At 54.8% G+C, this 21,999-nt stretch carries 19 protein-coding genes and 1 tRNA gene; 11 read left to right on the forward strand and 9 right to left on the reverse strand.

Annotated elements, in window-relative coordinates; all coding sequences use genetic code 11:
• Nucleotides 1-36: 36 nt before the first annotated feature.
• The gene (locus tag AC1EKG_RS06120; protein ID WP_040315299.1) at nt 37-1,500 is read right to left on the reverse strand and encodes a sensor histidine kinase; all 1,464 of its coding nucleotides are present in this window, start codon (nt 1,498-1,500) and stop codon (nt 37-39) included.
• Nucleotides 1,501-1,538: 38 nt separating this feature from the next.
• Here AC1EKG_RS06120 and AC1EKG_RS06125 point away from each other — a divergent pair, with 38 nt between their 5' ends.
• The 9 genes from AC1EKG_RS06125 (at nt 1,539) to AC1EKG_RS06165 (ending at nt 8,340) form a co-directional block, all read left to right on the forward strand.
• On the forward strand, nt 1,539-2,054 hold the full coding sequence (locus tag AC1EKG_RS06125; protein WP_004807681.1) for a DUF2505 domain-containing protein: 516 nt from the start codon (nt 1,539-1,541) through the stop codon (nt 2,052-2,054).
• Nucleotides 2,051-2,545 (forward strand): YdcF family protein, encoded by a 495-nt coding sequence (locus AC1EKG_RS06130; protein ID WP_004807679.1) that lies wholly within the window; start codon nt 2,051-2,053, stop codon nt 2,543-2,545. Before AC1EKG_RS06125 ends, AC1EKG_RS06130 begins: the two co-directional genes overlap by 4 nt.
• A 27-nt stretch (nt 2,546-2,572) precedes the next feature.
• Nucleotides 2,573-2,983, forward strand: coding sequence for an OsmC family protein (locus AC1EKG_RS06135; RefSeq protein WP_004807677.1), 411 nt, complete (start codon nt 2,573-2,575; stop codon nt 2,981-2,983).
• Between the two features lie 2 nt (nt 2,984-2,985).
• Entirely contained in the window at nt 2,986-3,753 is a 768-nt protein-coding gene (locus AC1EKG_RS06140; protein ID WP_004807674.1) for an HMG-box domain-containing protein, read from the forward strand.
• Nucleotides 3,754-3,755: 2 nt separating this feature from the next.
• The gene (locus AC1EKG_RS06145) at nt 3,756-4,571 is read left to right on the forward strand and encodes a thymidylate synthase (protein ID WP_004807671.1); all 816 of its coding nucleotides are present in this window, start codon (nt 3,756-3,758) and stop codon (nt 4,569-4,571) included.
• A gap of 5 nt (nt 4,572-4,576) precedes the next feature.
• Entirely contained in the window at nt 4,577-5,098 is a 522-nt protein-coding gene (locus tag AC1EKG_RS06150) for a dihydrofolate reductase (protein ID WP_004807669.1), read from the forward strand.
• 55 nt (nt 5,099-5,153) lie between these two features.
• Nucleotides 5,154-5,227: transfer RNA gene (locus AC1EKG_RS06155), tRNA-Met, on the forward strand.
• A gap of 515 nt (nt 5,228-5,742) precedes the next feature.
• Nucleotides 5,743-6,627 carry a YsnF/AvaK domain-containing protein gene (locus AC1EKG_RS06160; RefSeq protein ID WP_048706859.1) on the forward strand — a complete coding sequence of 295 codons (885 nt, stop codon included), beginning with the start codon at nt 5,743-5,745 and terminating at the stop codon, nt 6,625-6,627.
• A gap of 195 nt (nt 6,628-6,822) precedes the next feature.
• The gene (locus tag AC1EKG_RS06165; RefSeq protein ID WP_004807665.1) at nt 6,823-8,340 is read left to right on the forward strand and encodes an MFS transporter; all 1,518 of its coding nucleotides are present in this window, start codon (nt 6,823-6,825) and stop codon (nt 8,338-8,340) included.
• Between the two features lie 53 nt (nt 8,341-8,393).
• Here AC1EKG_RS06165 and AC1EKG_RS06170 read toward each other — a convergent pair whose 3' ends face one another.
• Nucleotides 8,394-9,770 (reverse strand): NAD-dependent succinate-semialdehyde dehydrogenase, encoded by a 1,377-nt coding sequence (locus AC1EKG_RS06170; RefSeq protein WP_004807662.1) that lies wholly within the window; start codon nt 9,768-9,770, stop codon nt 8,394-8,396.
• Between the two features lie 172 nt (nt 9,771-9,942).
• Here AC1EKG_RS06170 and AC1EKG_RS06175 point away from each other — a divergent pair, with 172 nt between their 5' ends.
• Nucleotides 9,943-10,965, forward strand: coding sequence for a S41 family peptidase (locus tag AC1EKG_RS06175; protein ID WP_081499197.1), 1,023 nt, complete (start codon nt 9,943-9,945; stop codon nt 10,963-10,965).
• Here AC1EKG_RS06175 and AC1EKG_RS06180 read toward each other — a convergent pair.
• The 6 genes from AC1EKG_RS06180 to AC1EKG_RS06205 are packed head-to-tail and all read right to left on the reverse strand — an operon-like array spanning nt 10,962 to nt 19,509.
• Nucleotides 10,962-11,837: a carbohydrate ABC transporter permease gene (locus tag AC1EKG_RS06180; RefSeq protein WP_004807658.1), complete on the reverse strand. Its 876-nt coding sequence runs from the start codon at nt 11,835-11,837 to the stop codon at nt 10,962-10,964. The genes AC1EKG_RS06175 and AC1EKG_RS06180 overlap by 4 nt on opposite strands.
• On the reverse strand, nt 11,834-12,754 hold the full coding sequence (locus tag AC1EKG_RS06185) for a carbohydrate ABC transporter permease (protein WP_004807657.1): 921 nt from the start codon (nt 12,752-12,754) through the stop codon (nt 11,834-11,836). The genes AC1EKG_RS06180 and AC1EKG_RS06185 overlap by 4 nt, the downstream gene beginning before the upstream one ends.
• Nucleotides 12,755-12,772: 18 nt before the next feature.
• The gene (locus AC1EKG_RS06190; protein WP_004807655.1) at nt 12,773-14,083 is read right to left on the reverse strand and encodes an ABC transporter substrate-binding protein; all 1,311 of its coding nucleotides are present in this window, start codon (nt 14,081-14,083) and stop codon (nt 12,773-12,775) included.
• Nucleotides 14,084-14,103: 20 nt separating this feature from the next.
• Nucleotides 14,104-15,372 carry a family 20 glycosylhydrolase gene (locus AC1EKG_RS06195; RefSeq protein ID WP_004807654.1) on the reverse strand — a complete coding sequence of 423 codons (1,269 nt, stop codon included), beginning with the start codon at nt 15,370-15,372 and terminating at the stop codon, nt 14,104-14,106.
• Nucleotides 15,362-16,519, reverse strand: coding sequence for a glycoside hydrolase 5 family protein (locus AC1EKG_RS06200; RefSeq protein ID WP_004807653.1), 1,158 nt, complete (start codon nt 16,517-16,519; stop codon nt 15,362-15,364). Before AC1EKG_RS06200 ends, AC1EKG_RS06195 begins: the two co-directional genes overlap by 11 nt.
• Nucleotides 16,519-19,509 carry an alpha-mannosidase gene (locus tag AC1EKG_RS06205; RefSeq protein WP_004807651.1) on the reverse strand — a complete coding sequence of 997 codons (2,991 nt, stop codon included), beginning with the start codon at nt 19,507-19,509 and terminating at the stop codon, nt 16,519-16,521. The genes AC1EKG_RS06200 and AC1EKG_RS06205 overlap by 1 nt, the downstream gene beginning before the upstream one ends.
• Nucleotides 19,510-19,690: 181 nt before the next feature.
• On the opposite strand from AC1EKG_RS06205, the gene AC1EKG_RS06210 reads away from it, so the two are divergent.
• Nucleotides 19,691-20,689, forward strand: coding sequence for a LacI family DNA-binding transcriptional regulator (locus AC1EKG_RS06210; RefSeq protein ID WP_160309218.1), 999 nt, complete (start codon nt 19,691-19,693; stop codon nt 20,687-20,689).
• On the opposite strand, the gene AC1EKG_RS06215 is transcribed toward AC1EKG_RS06210, so the two are convergent.
• Nucleotides 20,670-21,914, reverse strand: coding sequence for an EndoS/ChiA family endoglycosidase (locus AC1EKG_RS06215; RefSeq protein WP_004807648.1), 1,245 nt, complete (start codon nt 21,912-21,914; stop codon nt 20,670-20,672). The genes AC1EKG_RS06210 and AC1EKG_RS06215 overlap by 20 nt on opposite strands.
• Nucleotides 21,915-21,999 lie beyond the last annotated feature (85 nt).

Raw genomic sequence — 21,999 nt, forward strand, 5'->3', positions numbered from 1 at the left:
GGGGCAATGCCCCGCCTGAAATAGTTAACGACTCATTTATACGTCATCTACTACAGCGTTCACAGTTGCTACTGTTCCACCGTGCGGCAAGTTAGACCATTCGACGGCGCCTCCGAGTTCACCCCGAACCAAAGTCTGCACAATCCGAGTTCCAAGCCCAGTCATAGTGGCTCCTTCGGGGATTGATTTGCCGTCATTTATGACCTCAACGTGGAGCTTGGCGCCATCGCGGTTGGCCCGCACAAGAATCGTTCCCCGCTCCCCCTCAAGGCCATGTTCGACCGCATTAGTTACCAGCTCTGAAAGCACCACAGACAGGGCAGAAGCCGCATCAGCGCCTACCGTGCCAAAAGAGCCCTCTATCTTGGCCGTGGCATCGCCCTCAAAAGAAGCCATGGAGGCAGCCAAGGCAAGCACTTCTTTAGCAAGCTTGTCGAAATCGACCGTCTCATCAAGCGTCTGTGAAAGCACGTCGTGCACCTTTGCAATCGTGCCCACTCGCCTGCCGGCTTCTTGTAGCGCGCTCTTCACCTCGGGGTTATCCGATCGCCGCGTCTGCATTCGCAACAGCGCATGCACAGTCTGCAAATTATTCTTCACCCTATGGTGGATCTCGCGAATAGTGGCATCTTTGGACATCATTTCGCGTTCGCGCCGACGCATCTCGGTCACGTCACGACACAGTAGGATCGCGCCCAACCGCTGCTTTCCGTTTGTAAGGGGCAAAGCCCTCAAGGTGATGGTGCCCAAACGGGTTTCCACCTCAGTAACCCAGGAGGCTCGTCCCATCACAACTACGGCCAAAGTTTCCTCGACCGGATCTGCCTCCTTGCTAATAAGATCGGTGATGGTTTCGGCTAGCACCTGGCCCTTTAGATCCTGAGGCAGCCCAATACGTCGAAGACAAGAAAAAGCATTCGGAGAGATCTCGCTAAGACGCCCTTCACCGTCGACCAGCATGATTCCATCACTGACGCGAGGCGCCCCAAGCGTTCCCACTGTAGGCGCCACGTCGTAAGGGTATTCCCCGCGCGTCATCATCTGGCAGAGCAAATCGGCCGCGCTCGCTGACCATTGAGCCTGCATATTAGCAATCCGGGAAAGTCCAGAACCGGACTCGCGACTCATCACTGCGCATGTGTGGCCGTCAACTACTACTGGTATGAACGTTTCCATAACCGAGTAAGTACCCGCCCACCTAGGCGAATCTGCACTGATGATCTTTCCTTCGGCGTAGGTCTGCCGCAGTCGCTCCCGCCGCATCGGAGAAGCGTGCTTGCCTACCACATCGTCCAGATGCACTGTCTGTCCAGTAGCGGGGCGACACTGTGCCACGGCAACAAACCTGTCGTCTTTAGTAGGCATCCAGAGCACCAAATCTGCCATTGCCAAGTCAGCCAGAATCTGCCAATCTGCCATCAAGACATGTAAGCGGTCGGCTTCAGAAGCGGAAACCGGCAGGAGGTTGAAGCGCTCCCCCATCTTTGTCATTTGCCTCATACATATAGAGTAAACGTATAAATTACCGACCGGCGCCAATGCCTCGACGTTTTTCGGAGGACCCGTTGAAATTCGAACTCACCATCACCTACCCGGCCCCATTCGCCAAAACCGAAGAGATGCTAAGCAACGAAAATTTTTATAGGACGAGGGCGAAAACCATCGGTGTGGCGCTGGAAGACATTGATCTAACGTGCAGGTCTGGGCGCATTCAGGCCAGCTCTACCGTCTCAGTGGCGAGCGGCGAGGCACCCGCTAAGATTCGTCGTTTTATCCCCGACAAGTTACAGGTAACTGTTGTAGAGGCGTGGGGTCCCACTTCCAGCGGTTCGCGCCCCGGTTCGTTGTCCGTTGCCGTTTCCGGTGTTCCCGTAATGGTCAGTGCCACCTCTACCCTGACTGAGCAATCAGGACAGACCAAGCGAGTCGTGGAAGGCGAGATTAGTGTGAAGATCCCCTTCGTTGGCAAGATGATCGAGCAAAAAGTCAGCGAGCAGCTTGGCCGGGCGCAAGCCTACGAAGAGAAGGCCGCAGCGACCTACCTTGCGCAATGACAGCCATAGTAGTCCTAGGTGCTGGGTTGCGAGGCACCTCCCCCTCCCCTGTTCTGGCCCGCAGACTAGACAGCGCAATTTCTTTGTGGAATAGACGTGGGAAGAAGGATGTCCTTATCTTGTCGGGCGGGCAGGGGCCGGATGAAAAGATCAGTGAAGCTGCAGCAATGGCAAGATATGCCGTTGCCCGTGGAATACACCCAGCGTTCCTGATCTTAGAGGCAGAATCTACCAGCACCGAGGAAAACCTCCGCTTTAGCAGCGCCCTGTTGCCGACTGCCGACAAAAAAATCTTCCTAGTAACTTCTACCTTCCACCTCCCCCGAGCATTAGCGTGGGCTAAAGCCGTAGGCTTGGACGCCACGGGGGTGGGAGCCTCTGCCCCGCCACTATCTTTCGTGAAGTGGACTCTCCGCGAGGTAGCCGCGCTCATCATTACTTTGCCCAAAATTCTGCGCGCTCAGCCAAACTTCCCAATCAGGCCCGACTAAAGGCAATATTCATGGCACCATTAAGACATGACTCAAAATGATGCACTGTGGGCAGAACGAAAAGGTGAACGCTACTACGTTGGACACAACGCCAACGGCGCCACTGTAGAAATCGGTACTGGTGAAGGACAGTTCTCTCCCGGAGAACTGATGAAGCTGGCGCTAGCAACGTGTAATACCCTGTCCGCCGACCACACTCTGGCCAGGGAACTCGGCGATGATTTTCAGGCCAGCGTAGGGGTTGAAACTGACAAGGATTCAGAGCGCAACTCCTACAAGCACTTCCGGGTAGAGATCGTCACGGACATGTCCAGCCTGGACCAGGACGCCAAGGCAAAACTAATCGAGCGGGCACACAGGGCAATCGAAAAGCACTGCACCGTAGGCCACACCGTTGAAGACGGGGCAACCTACAAAACCACGATAGTTGAGGAATAGTAATGCTAGGTAAGAGCAAAGTTGACAAGACCTCCCTACCGAAAGGAGCAAACTTAGGTACAGTCGTCACCTCGGCCTCCAAAGCAGCCTCGTCTGCCGTCCAAATGGACTGGACCGGCGTGCTGGATGCAGCGCTCGAGCTACCTGCCGCTGACATCAAACGCCGTGTCGCCGCGCTGAAGACTGCCAATCCCGGAGCTTCGAATGAGGAACTCGCGAAGATCCTGGGCAAGCGTTACCGCAATTGGGCAGCCACTTCTTCGGCAGCCGTGGGCGCCGGTGCTGTCCTACCCGGCGTTGGCACCGTTGCTGCTGTCGGACTGACGGGGGCAGAGCTGTTAGCTTTCCTTACCGAAACTGCTTACTACGTACTAGGCCTGGCAGAACTAGCCGGAATCTCCGTGGACGGCAAAGAAGCCCGTCGCACCCTAGTGATGTCCTCAATGATGGGCGACGAGGGCGCCAAACTAGTAGCCGACCAGATGGGGCTGTCCGGACTGAACTGGGCTCGCAAGACCTTTATGAGCGCCTCGAACCCAGCTATGAAGTCAGTGAACGCCCGGTTGGTAAAGTCTTTGGGCAAACGCCTAGGAAAGCGATGGGCAGGGCGGTCCCTTGGCCGCTTCATCCCATTCGGAGTCGGCGCTGCGCTCGGATGGATCGGCGGACGTTCGCTCGCCTCCAACGTAATCGAAGGCGCACAAGCCGCCCTCGGACCATTCCGTGGCCCCATTAACGTTGAATCTGAGATTCTGGAAGAACAGAGGTAACAATGGCAGAACGCCCAATCAATAGGCAGTATGAGGATCTGCTGTTAGACGTTTTAGAGAATGGCACCGCAAAGAGCGACCGCACCGGTGTAGGCACCCGTTCGGTATTTGGCCGGCAACTTCGCTACAACCTGGCCGAAGAGGGATTCCCCCGAATCACCACCAAATTTGTGGCAATGAAGGCCGTAAAGGGCGAGTTGCTCTGGTTCCTGAACGGCGACACTAACGTTCGGTGGTTGCAAGATCACGGCATCACCATTTGGGATGAGTGGGCTGATGCAGAGGGCGAACTTGGACCCGTCTACGGTTACCAGTGGCGCAGCTGGCCCACGCCTTCCGGAGAACACATTGACCAGATCTCGCAGGTTCTGGAGACGCTGAAGACTGACCCCTCCTCTAGGAGGATGATTGTCTCCGCGTGGAACGTGGCAGAGCTAGACAAAATGGCGTTGGCGCCGTGTCACGCCTTCTTCCAGTTCTATGTTGCCGATGGAAAACTCTCTTGCCAGCTCTATCAGCGCTCTTGCGACCTGTTCCTGGGCGTACCGTTCAACATCGCCTCATATTCGCTGCTAACTCACATGATGGCGCAACAGGCAGGCCTCGAGGTCGGAGACTTCGTCTGGAGTGGCGGAGATTGCCACATTTACAACAATCACATTGAGCAGGTAAAGGAACAGGTATCCCGAGATCCGTATCCCTTCCCCACGCTGTACTTGAAGAAGGCACCGGATCTGTTCAGCTACCAGATGGATGACATCAACGCGACTGAAGGCTACCAGCACCATCCGACGATCAAGGCTCCGGTGGCAGTTTGATCGCGATGATTTGGGCTCAAGATCGCAACGGGATTTTGGGCGCTGGCGGGAACATGCTCTGGCATGTTCCCGCAGACTTCAAGCACTTCAAGGCGACAACTATGTCGCACCCGATTGTGATGGGTAGGAAGTCGTGGCAGTCCATTGGGAGTCGGCCCCTGCCTGGTCGAACCAATATCGTCATTACTTCCAACCCCTCCTTCGAGGCAGGGGGCGCCATAGTCTGCCCCAGTCTGCAAGCGGCGCTACACAAGGCCCGCCAATGCCCCGGCGGTGAGCAGATCTGGATCACGGGAGGCGGACAGGTCTATACCGCCGCATTGGATCTTGCAGAAGAGCTGGTGGTAACCAAGCTAGATCTGGATGTCAGTGACAAGATAGCCCAGTGGCCCGCGGCTGTATACGCACCGCGCATTGGGCCGGAGTTCGTCTTGGACCAATCCAGGTCCGATTCCAGCTGGCGAGAAGCTTCTGGAGATGCCAGGTGGAAGGTTGAGATCTATCGCCGCCTCCATGGTGAGCAATGACACCCCTGCAGCATTTGCTCTAAAGGGGCATCGTTCAATACACTGGAGTCACCGACGCGGGGTGGAGCAGTTCGGTAGCTCGCCGGGCTCATAACCCGGAGGTCGTAGGTTCAAATCCTATCCCCGCTACTATAAAATGCCCCCTGATTAGGCGAAAGCGTGATCGGGGGGTCTTTTTTATGCCCCTTTGCCCACATAGACCAGAGAGGTGGCGCGGCAGGGACGCATGCCCGGTTTTTCTTCACTTGGATATTTATCCGATATAACGCCTGCCCAGGAAATCATCTGAGTATTCGGCAGCAGGCTTTCCTCTTTCCCACCAGAGATTTGCTAACTTTCCCCCAATAGCCCAATTATTACAGCAGCCAACCAGCAAGCGTCGCGGCACGGCATACTCGCTAGTCACGGCTATTTACTATCCCTGCGACGCCACAAAACAAGCCCATATCACACTCGCAGGCAAACCCAAGAAGCGAATATATTAAATTCTTTTAATTATAACTAATCACCCTTCAAACGCCCCTGCATACCCGCCACACATAACTTCTTCTTATAAAGCGACAGCCTTGAATATGGGTGCTAATCTTTTTATAGCTGGGGCCTACGTCACACCCCTGCTAGAACATATTGTGAGAGGACAATAAATGACTACACACTCTATTGAGGAACTTGCCGCTGCAACCGCTTTTGACAAAGACGGTGACAAGCTCGGTGATGTCAAGCAGGTTTTTACCAACGATGCGACCGGCCAGCCTGACTTCATTGAGGTAGCACACGGCCTCTTCGGCTTGGGCTCCAGCTTGGTACCGCTACGCGGACACCGCCTGGACGACGAGGGCCTACACCTGGCATTCTCCAAGGACCGCATCAAGGATGCTCCGGACCTCGCCGATGCCGGCCACCTGACCCCCGAGGATCAGGACGCTCTGTACCGCCACTACGGCGTTGACCAGCTAACCGATGCTGAAACCACCTACGACAACAAGCAGGCTGGCCACGTTGAAGAGCACCGCGAAGCAGCAGCAGGCGCTCCTGTTGCCGCCGGCACCGCCGCTGGTGTCGCAGGTGCAGGCCACACCAAGGATCGCGAGGCAGCTGGCCGCCACCGCGCAGAAGAGACCGAGCGCGTTGAAGAACCGCGCAAGGACATCGCCGATGACGGCGAGATCATCCGCTCCGAAGAGCAGCTAAACGTTGCCAAGGAACGCGTTGCCACCGGCCAGGCCCAGCTGCGCAAGAACATTGTCACCGAGACCGAGACCGTTGAGGTCCCCGTAGAGCGCGAAGAGGTCCGTCTAGTACGTACCCCGATCAGCGAAGAAGACGCCAAGAAGATTGGCGACCAGGGCATTTCCGAGGGCGAAGCCTCCGTCACCCTGCACGAGGACCGCGTAAACGTCACTAAGGAATCCGTACCTGTCGAGAAGATCTCGCTGGGCAAGGAGACCGTCAAGGACTCCAAGACTGTCTCTGAGGATCTGAAGAAGGAACAGATCGAGACCAACTTCGATGATGGCTTGAAGAAGTAACTTCCTCTAAGTTTGGGGGATCCGCCGGCCGGCGGATCCCCCAAATGCATTTAATTCTATTAATTTCTATCTCATAATCGCTGGTGTAAGGCTCATTACCTTTTCCTCTGGGGAATTGGAACGCAACCTTGCGGGGGCATAACATACCTTCAACGATTTCGAATTTTACTTTTTATTTATTTATCGGAGATAGAAATGTCTACCCCCCGTTATTTCACTGTTCCCGGTTCTAACCGGCAGTACGATTTGGACAAGATCCTTGCAGCCACGCTTCTCCCGCTGGTAATGGCGCTTCTGCAGGTTTCTTCAGTAAACACCCTTCTTCCCGCCGTCCAGGATAGCCTTGCGGCTTCGCCCTCTGGCATTCAGTGGGTGCTCGCAGGCTACGCTCTGGTCTACGGCATAGTGCTAGTACCGGCAGGCCGCATCGGAGATCTAGTCGGCCGTTCCCTGATGTTCGTAATTGGGTTGCTGATCTTCTGCGCCGGCTGCGTAGGTTGCGCTTCAGTTAATTCAATCGGCGCCCTAAACGTCATGCGAGTAATCCAAGCCGTTGGAGCTGGCGTCTTCTCGCCGCAAGTCACAGGCATGATTCAGCAATATTTTGATGGCCATACCCGAGCCCGCGCTTACGGCCTAATGGGCGTCACCATATCCGCCTCTGTTGCTGCCGGACCGCTAATATCGGGACTTATGGTTGCTGCTTTTGGGCAGGATCCCGGATGGCGCTATGCGTTTGCAGTAAATGCTCCCCTTGGACTCATAGGTATCGGTTTCGCATTGCGCTGGCTCCCCTTTGCTCGAGAACGTCGCACCATTGGCCCCGACAAAGCCTCGGCAGCCAAGGCCTATCGGGAACAGGAGATAGCCGCGGGAAGGAAACCGAGCAGAAAACGCGGCTCCAAACTAGATCTAGATCCAATCGGAATGATCGGCCTCAGCATTGGAATCTTCCTAATCATGATTCCTTTTACAGCCTCTTTCCCCTACCGCTACTTACTACTACCTACCGCAGTAGTAGTACTAGCTGCCTGGTTCTGGTGGGAATACTATTACGAGCGATCCGGACACATCCCCATGGTGGAACTAAAACTGTTCAAGATCTCGTCGTTCAGCTACTGCACTACCCTATGCGCCGTCTTGTTTCTAGGTTCGACCTCGATATTCGTTCTATTAGCCCTGTTCGTGCAACAAGGATTGGGGCAGAGCGCACTGTTCACCGGCCTAATTGGTCTGCCCAACGCTGCAGTTTCGGGATATGCCTCGCTCTGGTCCGCAAAGAAGGCCATTTCGCACGGCCGCCTCTTGCAGGTGTGGGCGCTCCTAATAACTATCGTTGCGATATCTGCGACGATCGGCACCGCCTACCTGATTGTTAAGTTCGACCTGGCACCTGCCTGGATTTGTATTCCCATCACCCCGCTTGGAATAGGCCTAGGCATCATGGGGTCTGTAAACACCACGCAGGCAATGCTGGAAGTACCTGTTGCCCACGGCGGCACGGCAGGTGGTATTGCGCAAACCTCACAGCGCATCTCGACCGCTATCGGTAACTCAGTAGTAACCGCCGTCTTATTCGCTTCCGGAGCAAATTTCGGAGCAAGCAAGGCCGCCTGGTTTGACGGCTTCGCGGTTGCCAATCTGCTGATAATTGCCTTCGCAGCCCTAGCCACGGTCATAGCAATCGTCTACTACCAAAAGCGACCTAGATAAGACTTAGGGGTTCCTGAAGCAAACCTGCTTCAGGAACCCCTAGTTGTTTCTTCCTACTTATTCACGTAGAACAGTCGCTTATTCACGAACTCGTCGATGCCCAAGGGGCCGAGTTCGCGACCATAACCGGAACGTTTCACCCCACCGAAAGGCGAGTGCGCCGTCTCTGGGGCTTGTCCATTCACACCGACCATCCCTGCCTGCAGTTTCTCACCGACCTGCAAGGCCTCTTCAGGGTCAGTCGAATAAACAGAAGAGCCTAGACCAAATTGCGTGTCATTGGCCAGCTCCAACGCTTCCTCCGCAGAAGATACTTTGTACACGCTCACAACAGGGCCAAACAGCTCCTGGTAATACGAGTCGGCCTCGCGGTTGATGTCTACCAACACTGCAGGGGCAACATAGGCGCCCTCGGCATCGGGAGCCTTACCCCCGACCAGAACTCTAGCGCCATCAGCAACGAGCTGATCCAACTGTGCAAGCAAGGTATCCCTTGCCGAATACGAGGACAGTGCTGAGTACTCCCCCTCCTGTAGCTGCTGCGGATCGCCCGGCTGCAGATCCTTCACTCCCTTGACAAGCTCATCTACAAATTCGTCGTAAATGTCCTCCATGACAATGAGCCGCTTGTTGGAATTGCATGCCTGCCCCGTGTTCTCAAGACGAATGGCAAGCGCGTCCCGGGCAATCTGGCGAGGATCGTCAGAGGAAAGCACTACAAAAGGATCAGAACCGCCCAGCTCTAGTACGACCTTCTTGAGATTGCGTCCGGCCTGTTCTGCGACAATGGCGCCAGCGCGCTCAGACCCCGTTAGCGAGATCCCCTGGACTCGCTTGTCCTCGATAATCGTAGAAACCTGCTCATGCGAAGCGAACACCACTTGGAACACGCCACTTGGTACTCCGGCCTCCTCAAAAATCTCTTCTATAGTCCGCGCTGAGTGGGCGCAGATCTCGGCATGCTTCAGGATGATCGTATTTCCAGTTACCAAGTTTGGAGCCACAAACCTGGCAACCTGATAGTAGGGGTAGTTCCACGGCATGATCCCCAGCAACATTCCTAGCGGCCGCCGCTGGATAACCGCCTCCTCGTTGGCTTGATCTGCCAGCAACTCTGGGCCATTTTGCGCGTAATAGTTGAAAATCTCGCCAGAGAATTCGGCTTCCCCCACCGATTCTTCCAGGGGTTTGCCCATCTCTTCGGCAATAATTCGCCCTAGTTCTTCCTTCTTCTGGATGAAAAGATCACCCACCTTATGGGCAATCTGCGCACGCTCTTCAACCGACGTGGCTGCCCACTCTGCCGCTGCCTGCTGCCCGGAATCTAGCACCTTTGCTAATTCGGCATCAGAAATTTGGTCGTAAGTTTGCAGAACTTCCCCGGTGGCAGGGTTCTGCGTCCTGTAGCCTTTGGCGTCTTCCTTAGCCATCAGAATTCTCCTTTGAATCAGTAGGACTTAATGCCCACCCTAACGCGTGAGAATGGTTTTTGCCTGTTAAATAGAAAATTTTTACTCAAGCCTATGTTAGGTAGTGCTAGCACTACCTCTACTTTCGTTTTCCCCCTATAGCCTGGGCTAAGTCCCGGTGAGACACTGATGAATGCACGACGGAGAAGCAGCAAGGGTCAGTCGAGTAACAATGGGAAAAGTAGGAAAAAGCATCTTAGTGGCACTGGGGCTAATCATTCTAGCTTCGGTAACTTTGGCAGGGTTTGGGATCTATAAGTACGGACCAAAGCTCGGCATCTGGTTCCCATCGCCCTCCCCGGAGCGATACGGTAACGAGCTCCTTAGCTGGATGGAATCGGGGGTCTACGCAGACGGACCAAAATGGGCCGAGGCCAAACGAGCTGCCGCCAAAGGAATCAAAGATGCAAAATCCCTGCAGGAGACCGAGACTGTTATAAATAAGGCTTTGAAGGTAGCAGGCGGCAAGCATTCCTTCATTCTCACCAAGGACATGCAGAAAAAATCGGAAAACAGCTACGCCGCTCCCACCGTAAAGGTAGAAGGAAAAATTGCCACAGCGACTCTTCCCGAGACGATGGGCACCCCAGAGCAGGCGACCGATTACACTAAGAAATTGGCAACTGGGTTAGCATCCGCACAAAATATTTGCGGCGCGGTAGTGGATCTACGCAACAACTTTGGCGGGACCATGTACCCCATGATTTCAGGCGTCAGTGCTCTTTTGCCTGAAGGAAAACTCTCTAGCTTCACGGGCGCTGCGACCATGGACCTATACCTGGTAGATGGAAACATTCACCTAGGTGCAAAAGACGGCAACTCCCCCACAAACTTCAAAATCCCTACCCGCAAACTCAAGGTGCCCGTTGCCATCCTCACCGATGGTCACACTGCAAGCTCTGCAGAACAGACGCTAATCGCTTTCAAAGGGCTAGATTACACGCGCACCTTTGGCGAGCCGACCGCAGGATATGCCTCCGTAAACTCGTCTTATAAGCTTCCCACGGGATCACTCATGCAGCTAACAAACGGGTTTACCAAAGATCGCACAGGCAATCTATACAAAGAGCAGCCCATCAAGGCAGACGTTCCGACTACAGCTGAGCAGGCGCCAAAAGCAGCAACTGAGTGGCTTGCCAAAATGGGATGCCGCTAGCCCTTTACAGCGCCCTCTTCAACGCCCTTGAAGAAATACCGTTGCATGGTGGCGAAGATGATGATGATCGGCACCAGCGCGATCACGGTACCTGCAGCCACCACGCGCGGGTTCTGCCCGAAGTTGGACTGCAGATACTGCATGCCCACTGTTAGCGTGTACTTTTCGGGATCGTTCAGAACGACCAGCGGCCACAGGAAATCGTCCCAGGCGCCAATGAAACTGAAAAGGGCGACTACAGATACCATGCCTCGCACGTTCGGCCACACCACATACCGCAGCCGCTGGTAGGTGGATGCGCCGTCGATTACGGCCGCATCCAAAATGTCTCGAGGAATCATCCGGCAGGACACAGCCATGAGCAGAACGTTCATGGCCCCGATTGCTCCGGGCAGCCAAACTCCCGCAAGTGTATTGTCGAGTCCCAATCCCCGAACAGTCAGGAACTGGCTGGTAAGGGTGACTTCGCCTGGCAGCAGCAGGGTCGATAAGAACAGGCCCATGATTACCTTCTTGAAGCGAAAGTTCATGCATGCCAAGGCATAGCCTGCCATCGTTGCAAAGATGGCGTTGGTAATAACCGATGCCACCGCAACTATTAGTGAGTGCATGCCGTAATCCCAGATGGGGATGCGGCGCGCTACTTCAGCAAAGTTGGCCAATGTGGGCGCAGAAGGCATCAGATCCGGCGGAAATTTGTAGATATCTTCGCTAGCCCCTTTGAAGGCGGTAGAGAGCTGCCAAAGGAATGGACCTACTGAAACAATGAAAATTAGAACTAGCAGGACGTATTTGGCAATGGTGAGGGCGGGCGTTACATGTTCGTACGGCGCCGAGCCACGCTGATACCACTTTTCTTTTGCCTTACTCATTTGCTCTGCACCTTTGCTTTCGGCCTCTTCTTAGAGTTTTTCAAGGCATCCTTGCCGTAGTTCAAATAGGCGACTAAGAGAAGTGGCCCAACAGTGAGGAAAAATAGCGCTATTGACAGGGCAGAGGCGTACCCTAGGTTGCCGTTTAGGCCAGATCCAGTGCGTTGAATGAGCATCACAATGGACTGGTCTTTGCCGCCGGGTCCGCCAGTTCCGTTGGAGAGTATGTACAGTTCTGAGAAGACTCGGATAGCAGAGACGCACACTAGAGCACTTACCAGTAGCATTGCGCCTCGTACTGCCGGAATAGTGACAGATCTGAAGCGATGCCACCATCCTGCACCGTCTAAGGTGGCCGCCTCGTAGACGTCTTTCGAGGCATTTGCCAGCGCCGCCAGGTACACCACCATGTAGTACCCGAGCCCCTTCCATACCGTTAGCAAAATTGCGCAAGCAAGCAGCTTCCACCGATCGATCATGAAGTTTATTGGCTGGTCAATCAGCCCTGCCATCTTCAATGCTTCATTTACGATGCCCCGCGAGTTGAACATCCAGGCCCAGATGATGCCTACGACTACTACGGAAGCGACAACGGGAAAGTAGTAGGAGGTTCGGAAGAATCCAATGCCTGGAATCTTCTTCCGAACCAGTACCGCTAGCAACAACGGCAAGATAGTAAGCAGCGGCACGCACACTAGCACGTAGACTATGCTCACTAAGATGGCCGCCCCGAAGTGCGGATCATGAAAAAGCTCCAGGTAATTTTGTAGCCCAACAAACTTATAAGCCCGCAAAGGCTTGGCGTTGGTGAAGGACAACACCACCGTATTAAGGAAGGGCCAAAGAGAGAACACCACGACCCAGAGGGCGGCAGGCCCCACCAGCAAATACGGGGTAAACCATTTATGAGTCTTCATGATCCGCACTTCCCGGGGTTACTCGTTGTCTTCTACGAGCTTGTTACATTCCTCGACTGCCTTATCCAAGGCATCGCTCACCGAGATGTCTCCTTGCATAGCGGCAGTGATCTGCTGCAAGTAGGCAGTCTTCATCTCTTCACTTAGCTCGATCGGAGTGAGCCTCTTAGCCTTCTTGGCCGTGCTGGCTGCAGTCTTAATTGCTTCCTTTACCAGGGGCGTATCCTCGTCCGAGATGAAGGAGTTCGGATCGTTGTTGCCTTCCTTCGTTCCGGGCAGGAATCCCTTGGCAATCTTTACGAAAGCTTCCTGGTTTGCGTTGTTGGTGACGTACTGAGCGAAAGCAAGCGCAGCTGCCGGATTCTTGGAATTGGCCGACACTGAAATGCCCTGGACTAGGAGGTTCGGAGTCTCCCACGGCTCATTTACAACCACTTTGTCCGCCACGGAGGGCGCATCCTTCTTGATGTCGGAGGCAAAGGACGGGGTGGAGTTGAGGCCACCTAGAGTGCCTTTGTAGAACGCCTCGTTTAGCTGGGCGCCGTCATCAGCCTTGCCGATCATCTCGGGGGCAACGCCATGCTTCTTGTACAGGTCTGCGTATCGCTGTAGTAGCTTCTGGGCGTCCTTGTTGTTAAACACAAACTTACGCGAGGAGGGGTCCCATACCTTGACGCCGCGCGAGGCCAAGTAGCCCAGGTCAGGACGGGTATTCATCAGAGTTACTCCCTGCTGCGCAGCTTTCTCGGCTGCGGCGTACAGCTCGTCATCGCTGGTGGGAAGCTTGTCTTTACTGAGTCCGGCCTTCTGCAACGCATCGGTGTTCCAGTAGTTGAAGGCAACTCCCAGGTACCAGGGGTATCCGAAGGAGCCGTCTACGCCGTGGTACTGGTAGGCCTCGACACCGCCGTCTACATAGCCTTCCAAGGTTTTCTTGTCAGCCTTAGCTAGATCCAGTAGCTTTCCGGCCTTGGCTAGCGGAGCGCCATACTCCGGCGGCAGATTGACTACATCCGGTAGCTGTTCAGAGTTAGCCTGCTGGAGGATCTTTTCTTCATACCCGTCACCAGGCTGATCCATCCACTTAACTTTGACCTTCGGATTCTCTTTCTGAAAATCGGCGATCAACTTCTCAAAATAGGGGGTGAACTTCTCGTTTTTCAAAGACCATGTTTGGAAGGTTATGTTGCCAGAAACCTCCTGGTCCTTTACTTTCGACGCATCTACCCCAGACTCGGAGGAGCCTCCGCCAGCGCACCCGGCAAGACCGGTAGCTGCGAACGCTCCCACTGCGAGCACAGAGGCTAGCGTTTTCAGTGAATGCCTCATTGCATTTCCTTTCATACTATTTATTGATTTTGGAAAGTGTGTAGTTGGCTCAGTAGTTTTCTAGTCTGAGCCTCGTCCCGACGTCTGCCGAGTGGCCACAAGAGCTGCCCAAATGCGAAAAGTGGATCAATAAGCTTGGCTATTATCTGGTCCGATGTCATGGTTTCAGGCTGATCGCACCACACCGAGAAGTTGGCACCATCCGGGCGCAGCCGAACTGCACCGGCTTTGTCGGGAAAAACGTAAGGATCGAAATCCCGCCAGACACTCTGGAAAGTGGGGATCTTACAATTGCCTTCCTCGCGCAAGATGAAATAGAGACTCTCTCCGTCCCAGTTGTGCAACTTGTATCCCAACTCGGCAAAGCGTTGCGGAGGCGCCATATGTGCTCCCCACCGGGTCCAATAGAAAATGTTGGCGCGCTTATCTGGAAATACCTTCGCGTCTACATGGACCCCATCGTTGAATAGGTTTACCGCGATCCCCTGCTCTGCTAGGCGTTGCACACACTGGTTGGCGAAATCTATCCACACGTCGTTGCCATGAGCGCCGGGCCCAAACTGTGCAACTGCTTGCCTCTCCAGAGAATCCACCCGAGTGCCGTATTCCAGGAATTCATCGGCCCCCACTGTGAACGAGGTTGCGGAGAACATCTGGACTACTTCGTCCATCAAATCCCACACTAGCTCTTTCGCTTGCGGATCCAAGATGTTCAGGGCGCCTGGAATTAACTGCCCGCAATCGTCACGCAAGCCTGCCCACTGATTGGGGCCAAGAACTTTATGCAAGTGCCCAGGCATATCGAAAGAGGGCACGACCTCGATGCCTAGTTCGGCCGCATAAGCAACGATTTGCTCAATCTCGTCTTTGCTGAGGTGGTGTTTCGAAACAATTTCTGGGTGCAACGCAGATGCCACCCGATAACCGTGTGTATCTGAGATGTGTAGATCCAGCACATTCAAGCGGCACCAGGCCATCAGGTGAAGAATCTGTTTTATATGGGAGGGCGAGAAATAGTGTCTACCGGCGTCCAGGTGGAGCGAACGATGACCAATCGGGGCCTCGTGCACCCCCACGGTTACTACCTGATCTGCAGCCTGCTCTAATGCCACTTGAACCTGGCCAGCAAGGCGCTGGACATCGGTGCGTGCTACTACCTCGAAGGAATGCTTGCCAACCTGCGGCGAACCCGGTGTCGTAGGATCCGCAGGGACGCGCCTCACTAAGTAACCTTTTTCGGGGCCGCCCTGGCGTGCGGGCACTTCAAGATTGAGCGGATTATCGGACATGTTGTACCTCCAAACGCAACGGGGTGCCGTCCTCGATTGCCTGTGCCCAAGTAGCAAATAGTTGCCCATCGGGACGAGTAGAAATCCGTCCACTGTCAGGAGCTTCTATGGGCAAGGTTTCTTTGCCGGCCCGATAAGGCGTAACAGTGCCATCGGCATAGCCCTGCTTGAAGTCGGCTAGGGCCTGCCCGGTTGGCTTCAGATTCCCTTTGTAGTCAAATATGCCGAGGGCGTATTCAACCTGGGGGAAGTCAGCCAAGCTCGGGTCCAAATCATGCGAGCACCACCAGGTAACCTGTTCCAACTCCTCAACAACAGCTGCGTGCTTTAGTGATTCGGTAACAAATTCGGGGGCACGTTCTGCACTCAAATAGTTCAGTGGCGCCCCTACCTCTTGCAGCCACAGAGGTTTGCGCGGCCCCCAAGCACGTAGCAGCTCCAACAGATAGCGGGCAAACAGGTTTAGCCAAGGATGATCCTTCCCGAGCTTCGGCCCCAATCTGCCAAATATCCACGCATGGACTGTCATCGCTCCGCCCTTGGCGGCCTCCCGTGGGGTAAAAGGCTGAGTTGGGTCAAAAAGCACGTCGTCATCAAAGCAGAAGGTGTGCGTTCCCTGCGGCCATGCTCGCTGGGCCTCCTCTAAAAGGGAATCTACCCATTTCGCGGCCTGGTCCGAATTGAGTTCACAGGGATGCGGGTGTCTGTTGGCAGCAAACTGCACTATCTCGTTGCCCAAGCAAATCCCACTTGCTCCTTGTAAGGGGGCAAGCCTTTCACATATGCGCCCGACCAATTCCCGCTGCGCCTGCACTACTTGCGGATCAGTGAAGATATTGCGCTTATGCCAGGACAGAACCCAAGACGGGAGGAAGTCGTAGCTGGAAAGGTGACCTTGCAGAACGTCTACGCTTACCTCTAATCCGCACTGGACGGCCTCTTCTGCCATCCACTGCACGTCATCGAGAGCCGAATTAGAGATCAAAGTCCGATTGGGTTGCAGCAGTGGCCACAACGGAAAAATTCGAACGTGGTCTAATCCGATCTGCCTAATTGCCTGAAAGTCGTCGTGTACAGCAGCTTTATCTAAGTGTGCCCACTGGTAGAACCAGCCTTTCCGAGGCACGTAATTTACCCCGACCTTCATCAGTTACAGCCAACTTTCAAGGTTAGAATCTGGAACGGGCGAAGGGTGGCGCTCACTCGGTTACCTACTACCTCGATCTGTGCTAGATCAGCTGCGTCCTCTTCCAACACGTTCACTACCTTTACGCTTTCAACGTCATAGCCAAATTCCAGCGACATGCCTGCCCGTTGGCCGAGTGGCTCGTAGCCGCGCACTATAAATCCGCTGCCATCTTCAGCCCATTTGACGGCCTCGATGACAATCCCCTCAACACTGCGCAGCAACGGGATTGCGCCCTCCCCTTCGCCAGTTGCTGCAGTCAGCGGTTGGGCGAGGGCGTATCCGCGCTCTACCGTTTGGCGAAGGCTTGCTCCGGGAAGGACTTGGAACGAGCGGGAGTGGCTGCCGTGGTCGGTCTGCGGATCAGGGAACTTCGGGCTTCGGAGTAGAGAGGCACCAAATACCGCGTATGTGCCACCACATTCGTGGGCCTTGCGACGCACAGACCAGCCGGCAGTAGCCTCATTTACGATGCCCACCCCGAATTCGCCCTCGGGAGCGTAAATCCACTTTTGCGTAGAAACTTCGAACTTGTTCGATTCCCAAGTGGTGTTCTGGTGAATCGGCCGACTGATATGGCCCATCTGAGTGTCATATAGGGCATGGTCAGTATGCACGTCCACTGGGAAGTTCAGCTTCACCAGCTTCTCGGACTCATGCCAAGTAGCATCTACGTCCACGCACAGTGCGTCGGAAATCGAATAGCTCACCTGTATTTGAGAAGATCCGAAAGCATATTTCACAACTACACGTTCGGCATCGGAACAGACTCGCACCGGCTGCAAAGTCTTTTCGGATGCGGAATAGAACTCGTCAATATCCCAGGCATCCCACATATTTGGGAAATCTTGATATAGGCAGAGCTGTCCCAGCGGCTCTACGGATGGAATCGTTTCCCGCCCATCGGTTCCTACCAATGAGTCAACTAGCCCCTGGGCATTGATGTGCGCGGTAATTCCGGAACCGGTCAGTACAAACCCATCCTGACCGCGTTCTACCTTGCCCTTCTGAGGCGGGGCCGCATTGGCACCAAAAGAATACGGTGCCACTTCGCCAACGTTCTGCGGGGCCGCATTGAAATAATTCTGGGCGTTGCCAGCTAGCAGGCAGCGTGCTTCTTCCGAGATTTCGCGAGCCTCTTCAATGACCCGTCGTTGCGTTGTTACCGCGTCCTGACAAGCCCAGGCGATAGACGAGCCGGGCAGAATATCGTGGAACTGGCAAAGCAGAACCGACTTCCACAACTGTTCAAACTTGGCGGTGGGATAGTCCATCAATCCAGCAACTCGAGCGTTGACCGCCCACAGTTCCGCCTGGAACAGAGCCGCCTCAGCCTGCTTGTTTCCAAGCTTGATATTTGCTTGCGAGGTAAATGTTCCCCTGTGCATTTCCAGGTACAGCTCCCCTACCCACACAGGCGCGTCGGGATAATCCGCGAGCGCCTTGGTAAAGAAGGAATCGGGACTATCGTGAACTATGGCGGCAGATCCGGCAGTATTGGCCAATCGTTTTGTGCGTTCCAGCATGTCACGGGTGGGGCCGCCGCCGCCGTCGCCGTATCCGTATGGAACCAGCGACATGCTAGCTTTCGCCTTGTCCTTGAAGTTAGCAGCCGCGTACTGAACCTGCTGGGCACTCATCTCGGCTCCGTAGGTATCCACCGGAGGGAAGTGAGTGAAAATGCGGGTGCCATCTATCCCTTCCCAATTCAACGTGTGATGCGGGAAGACGTCCGTCTGATTCCAAGAAATCTTCTGCGTGAGGAACCATTTTGCCCCACCCAATTTAGCTATTTGTGGCAATGCCGCAGAGTAGCCAAAGGAGTCAGGAAGCCAGACCCCCTGGCACCGTTTGCCAAGCTTATTTTGGAAATACTGCTGGCCATATAGCATTTGCCGACACATCGATTCCCCACAGGGCTGAACAGCATCAGGTTCCACCCACATTCCGCCTACCGGGACAATACGGCCCTTCTTAGTCCACTGAACCACTCGCTCAAACAGTTGCGGGTAATCTGCTTCGAGCCACGCCACGTGCTGCGCTGCAGGCAGGGCGAAGTACATCTCTTCTCCGTCGTCAAGTAAGCGCAGAACGTTTGCCAAGGTACGCGCTACCTTCCTGCGGGTTTCCCGAACAGGCCACAGCCACGCCGAATCGATGTGCGCGTGTCCTACTGCGGTGAGTTGGTGTGCCCCGGGAAGAGAACCATTGTTCAGCAGCGGTGCTAGCTGCTCCCGCGCGGCGCGGGCGGTACCAGCGACATTAGCCAGATCTAACTGGTCTACTGCCTTATTGATCTGCTGGTCAAAACGCAGTCTCTCCGCCTCGCCCAAGGTTAGTGCCAGGGTGGAGGCCATCTCTAAGTCGTAAGCGAGGGCGCGCACGTCCGGACGCACTCTAACGAGCTCCGCCCTCTTCAGCCTGTAAATCGGCTCGGTGCTAGCCGTCTGCTTATCCCCGTCATAAGTCACCTGGAAGGGTGGCACTGCCAAAAGCAGCGGATTTGCGGCAGCCTCAACAAAGAAGGTAAGAGTTTCGCCAGCCTTACCGCTAACAGGGATCCACTGATTCTTTGGGTTTATGGCCTTCAGGATTTCTGCATCCGGCGTATAGACCAGGCCCTCGCACTGAAAACCCGGCGAGTGGTCTTCCCAGCCCAAATCTACGATGCACTGTAGTCCTTCAGTCTCTTCCGGCAAGCGCACCTGGAAACGAAACCAGGTAGTCCCCCAGGCTGGTCCCCAACTTTGCCCCACCTCGAAGGGGACAAAATTGCCTTCCATGGCCTGCTGGAAGCTGATCGGTTCGCCCTGCCCTTCAACCCCATTCGGATCAGTTACGGCAAAAGCCGCAATGGATAGTGGGGAAAGGACTTCATGTTCGGCAGGACGGACACGTTCTTTTAGAACCCTAGAAAAACGCGCTTCCAAAAGTTGGTGAGTATCGTGCATTTGAGTTGCTCCTGCGGGCCAGCGTCATTGCGTTCCACCCAACAGACTAAACCGCTTTAGTTAAAGATGCAACTACTTTCATTACAATCTCTAATATTTTTCTTGGAATGCTAAAAGCGCACCTACATGCCGAAAAATGCTACTACGTGGAGTATCCTTCCAGCAGATGCAAAGGAAAAAGATGAGTCCCAAATTAAACCGGCAATCCAGAGTTAGCGACATCGCCAAAGCGCTTGGCGTCTCGCCTACTGCCGTCTCGTTTGCCCTGAACGACAAACCGGGAATATCCACGAAAACCCGCGAGCGCATCCTCGCAGCAATAGCAGAAATCAACTGGTCACCCCATTACGCCGCCAGGGCCCTGTCGGACGGGCGCACTTCCACAATTGGACTCGTTATAGCCCGCTCCCCCAAAGCGGTCGGATCAGAAGCATTCTTCATGCAATTCATGACCGGTATGCAGGCGAAACTGTCCCAACGGGGCTACGGCCTCCTATTTCAGGTAGCGACTTCTTTGGAACGCGAATGCGCTATCTACGAGCAGTGGGCCGATCAACACCGTGTCGATGCGGTAGCGGTAGTTGACCTACACCGCGACGATCCCCGCCCTCGGCTATTGAAGGAGTTGGGACTCAAAGCGGTCATTGCTGGCGAAAAGAGCTCCCTGCTCCCTTCGGTGTATATCGACGACAAGGTTGTAATGGAGCAGATGCTGACTCATCTAGAAGAGCGCGGCCATAAACATGTCACCTACGTAGCCGGCAATAAGCAGTTGCGCCACGTATCCCAGCGCGCGCAAGTTGCTTTAAAGCGGCGGGGGCCGAAGGTCGAGGTCGAATACACCGACTACACAGCCGAGCAGGCCGCGGCAGCGGTGCGCAAGCAGCTAACTGGGACAGGCCCTACCGCCTACGTTTTCGACAATGAAGCGCTGACGATTGCAGGGGTGCAGACGCTCCGGGAAGCGGGAGCACAAATCGGGCGTGACGTGGCGGTCGCTTCCCTGGAAGACTCGCTCACATGCGAGGCTATGTCGCCACCCATTACCGCTATCCACCGCGATACCTACCGGTTCGGGGAAGCGGTGGCAGATACCCTTCTAGCAGGCGAGGAGACGGAGCCTTTCGATCTTTCTCCTCGCCTGATAGAACGTGATTCCACTAAGACCGTTTTCGACTAGAGCGCACCAAGAGCCCCACCCCAACGCTTGCCAGGCCTACGCCGGCGAGGCTACCGGGAACACCGGCATTAGCTAACCGCTCGTGTCCCTTTGCAACCTTTACCGGCTTGGCTACATCTTTCTGGCCCGCAGCAGTGCGGTGCCTCTTAGGGGAATCCGGTACGGGTTCTGGCTGTTCGGAAGTAGGCGGTACTGATGGTTCTGTAGATGGTTCCTGCGGTTGTGCTGGGCCAGACTGATCCAGATCGGGTTTCAATGTCTTGATCACGGCCTTCGCATACAGGAATTCGCTAGGCGCTATCCGCTTCAAATCGGCCTCGGAATAAGTCATTCCGTCGCGATCAATTGCATACGCGAAAACGCCACCCTTGCGACCACCTTCCGGATTCCATTTGGCCATCTTTACCGCATTCGACTGCTCTACAGGACCCACCGTGTCATACCAGCGGTTGTACAAGTCGCCCTCTTCAGGACTGGTATACCCAGGCAGGAACTGGCAAGACGAGATGTAGGGGGCATACGAATCCCAGGATCTGGAGATGGAATCTATAGAACGCCCATAAGTTTGCAAGAACAAGTAGTCAATATAAGGAGCAACCTGCGAAACGTAAGCCCCCTCGGCGCCTCGATTCGTGTCGTAAATAAGGAGCTTGTCAGGGCCAAGTTCGGCGCGCAGAGCCTTGAAAGCCTTCCCCAGAATTACCTGCTCCTGTTGGCTGAGTGTCGTTTCCATATCTATGTCAAAGCCGTCGATGCCAGTGTCGGTTACAAATTCCCGCACAATTTCGGCGCCAGCCTGCCGGTACTCCGCTTCTGAAGAATCTGCCGTAAGTCCGTACTTGTAGATCTGATCAACACCCACAGAGCGGATGATCTTCATGCCCCGCTCGTGCAGCCGAGGCACGTATTCGTTCTTCACCTGGTTCCAAAATGGGCGCTGATCTACCCCGGACGCTGGATTCACATAGTGGAAGAGCGAAACAATATCGACTCCCTTGGGAAGATCAGTCATGGAGATGACGTTCGGGTCCGGCAAATCCGAGTTGGCATTAGAGGGCATTGCCTTGTCCCGCCACGTACGGTAGTAGGCCATAAACACTGGCGCCGGACAATTCTGCTGCGCCCCCACCGGGCGAGGTGCTTCGGCGCCGTAAGCGCCAGCGGGAACGAGACTGGCCCCCACAGCAAGAACGCAGGCTAGGGCTAATTTGTTTGCAATTTTCATTGTTACCTGTTTCTGGGCGCACCATTGCGCCACAACGTTTACTAAACCGGTTAAGTAAATCTATCTAATTTTCCTTTTCAGTACG

It is taken from the genome of Winkia sp. C0117E2 (assembly GCF_056590455.1).

Coding starts and splice junctions, on each gene's coding strand:
- AC1EKG_RS06120 (WP_040315299.1), bottom strand. CDS start 1,500: ATGAGGCAAATGACAAAGATGGGGGAGCGCTTCAACCTCCTGCCGGTT.
- AC1EKG_RS06125 (WP_004807681.1), top strand. CDS start 1,539: ATGCCTCGACGTTTTTCGGAGGACCCGTTGAAATTCGAACTCACCATC.
- AC1EKG_RS06130 (WP_004807679.1), top strand. CDS start 2,051: ATGACAGCCATAGTAGTCCTAGGTGCTGGGTTGCGAGGCACCTCCCCC.
- AC1EKG_RS06135 (WP_004807677.1), top strand. CDS start 2,573: ATGACTCAAAATGATGCACTGTGGGCAGAACGAAAAGGTGAACGCTAC.
- AC1EKG_RS06140 (WP_004807674.1), top strand. CDS start 2,986: ATGCTAGGTAAGAGCAAAGTTGACAAGACCTCCCTACCGAAAGGAGCA.
- AC1EKG_RS06145 (WP_004807671.1), top strand. CDS start 3,756: ATGGCAGAACGCCCAATCAATAGGCAGTATGAGGATCTGCTGTTAGAC.
- AC1EKG_RS06150 (WP_004807669.1), top strand. CDS start 4,577: ATGATTTGGGCTCAAGATCGCAACGGGATTTTGGGCGCTGGCGGGAAC.
- AC1EKG_RS06160 (WP_048706859.1), top strand. CDS start 5,743: ATGACTACACACTCTATTGAGGAACTTGCCGCTGCAACCGCTTTTGAC.
- AC1EKG_RS06165 (WP_004807665.1), top strand. CDS start 6,823: ATGTCTACCCCCCGTTATTTCACTGTTCCCGGTTCTAACCGGCAGTAC.
- AC1EKG_RS06170 (WP_004807662.1), bottom strand. CDS start 9,770: ATGGCTAAGGAAGACGCCAAAGGCTACAGGACGCAGAACCCTGCCACC.
- AC1EKG_RS06175 (WP_081499197.1), top strand. CDS start 9,943: ATGCACGACGGAGAAGCAGCAAGGGTCAGTCGAGTAACAATGGGAAAA.
- AC1EKG_RS06180 (WP_004807658.1), bottom strand. CDS start 11,837: ATGAGTAAGGCAAAAGAAAAGTGGTATCAGCGTGGCTCGGCGCCGTAC.
- AC1EKG_RS06185 (WP_004807657.1), bottom strand. CDS start 12,754: ATGAAGACTCATAAATGGTTTACCCCGTATTTGCTGGTGGGGCCTGCC.
- AC1EKG_RS06190 (WP_004807655.1), bottom strand. CDS start 14,083: ATGAGGCATTCACTGAAAACGCTAGCCTCTGTGCTCGCAGTGGGAGCG.
- AC1EKG_RS06195 (WP_004807654.1), bottom strand. CDS start 15,372: ATGTCCGATAATCCGCTCAATCTTGAAGTGCCCGCACGCCAGGGCGGC.
- AC1EKG_RS06200 (WP_004807653.1), bottom strand. CDS start 16,519: ATGAAGGTCGGGGTAAATTACGTGCCTCGGAAAGGCTGGTTCTACCAG.
- AC1EKG_RS06205 (WP_004807651.1), bottom strand. CDS start 19,509: ATGCACGATACTCACCAACTTTTGGAAGCGCGTTTTTCTAGGGTTCTA.
- AC1EKG_RS06210 (WP_160309218.1), top strand. CDS start 19,691: ATGAGTCCCAAATTAAACCGGCAATCCAGAGTTAGCGACATCGCCAAA.
- AC1EKG_RS06215 (WP_004807648.1), bottom strand. CDS start 21,914: ATGAAAATTGCAAACAAATTAGCCCTAGCCTGCGTTCTTGCTGTGGGG.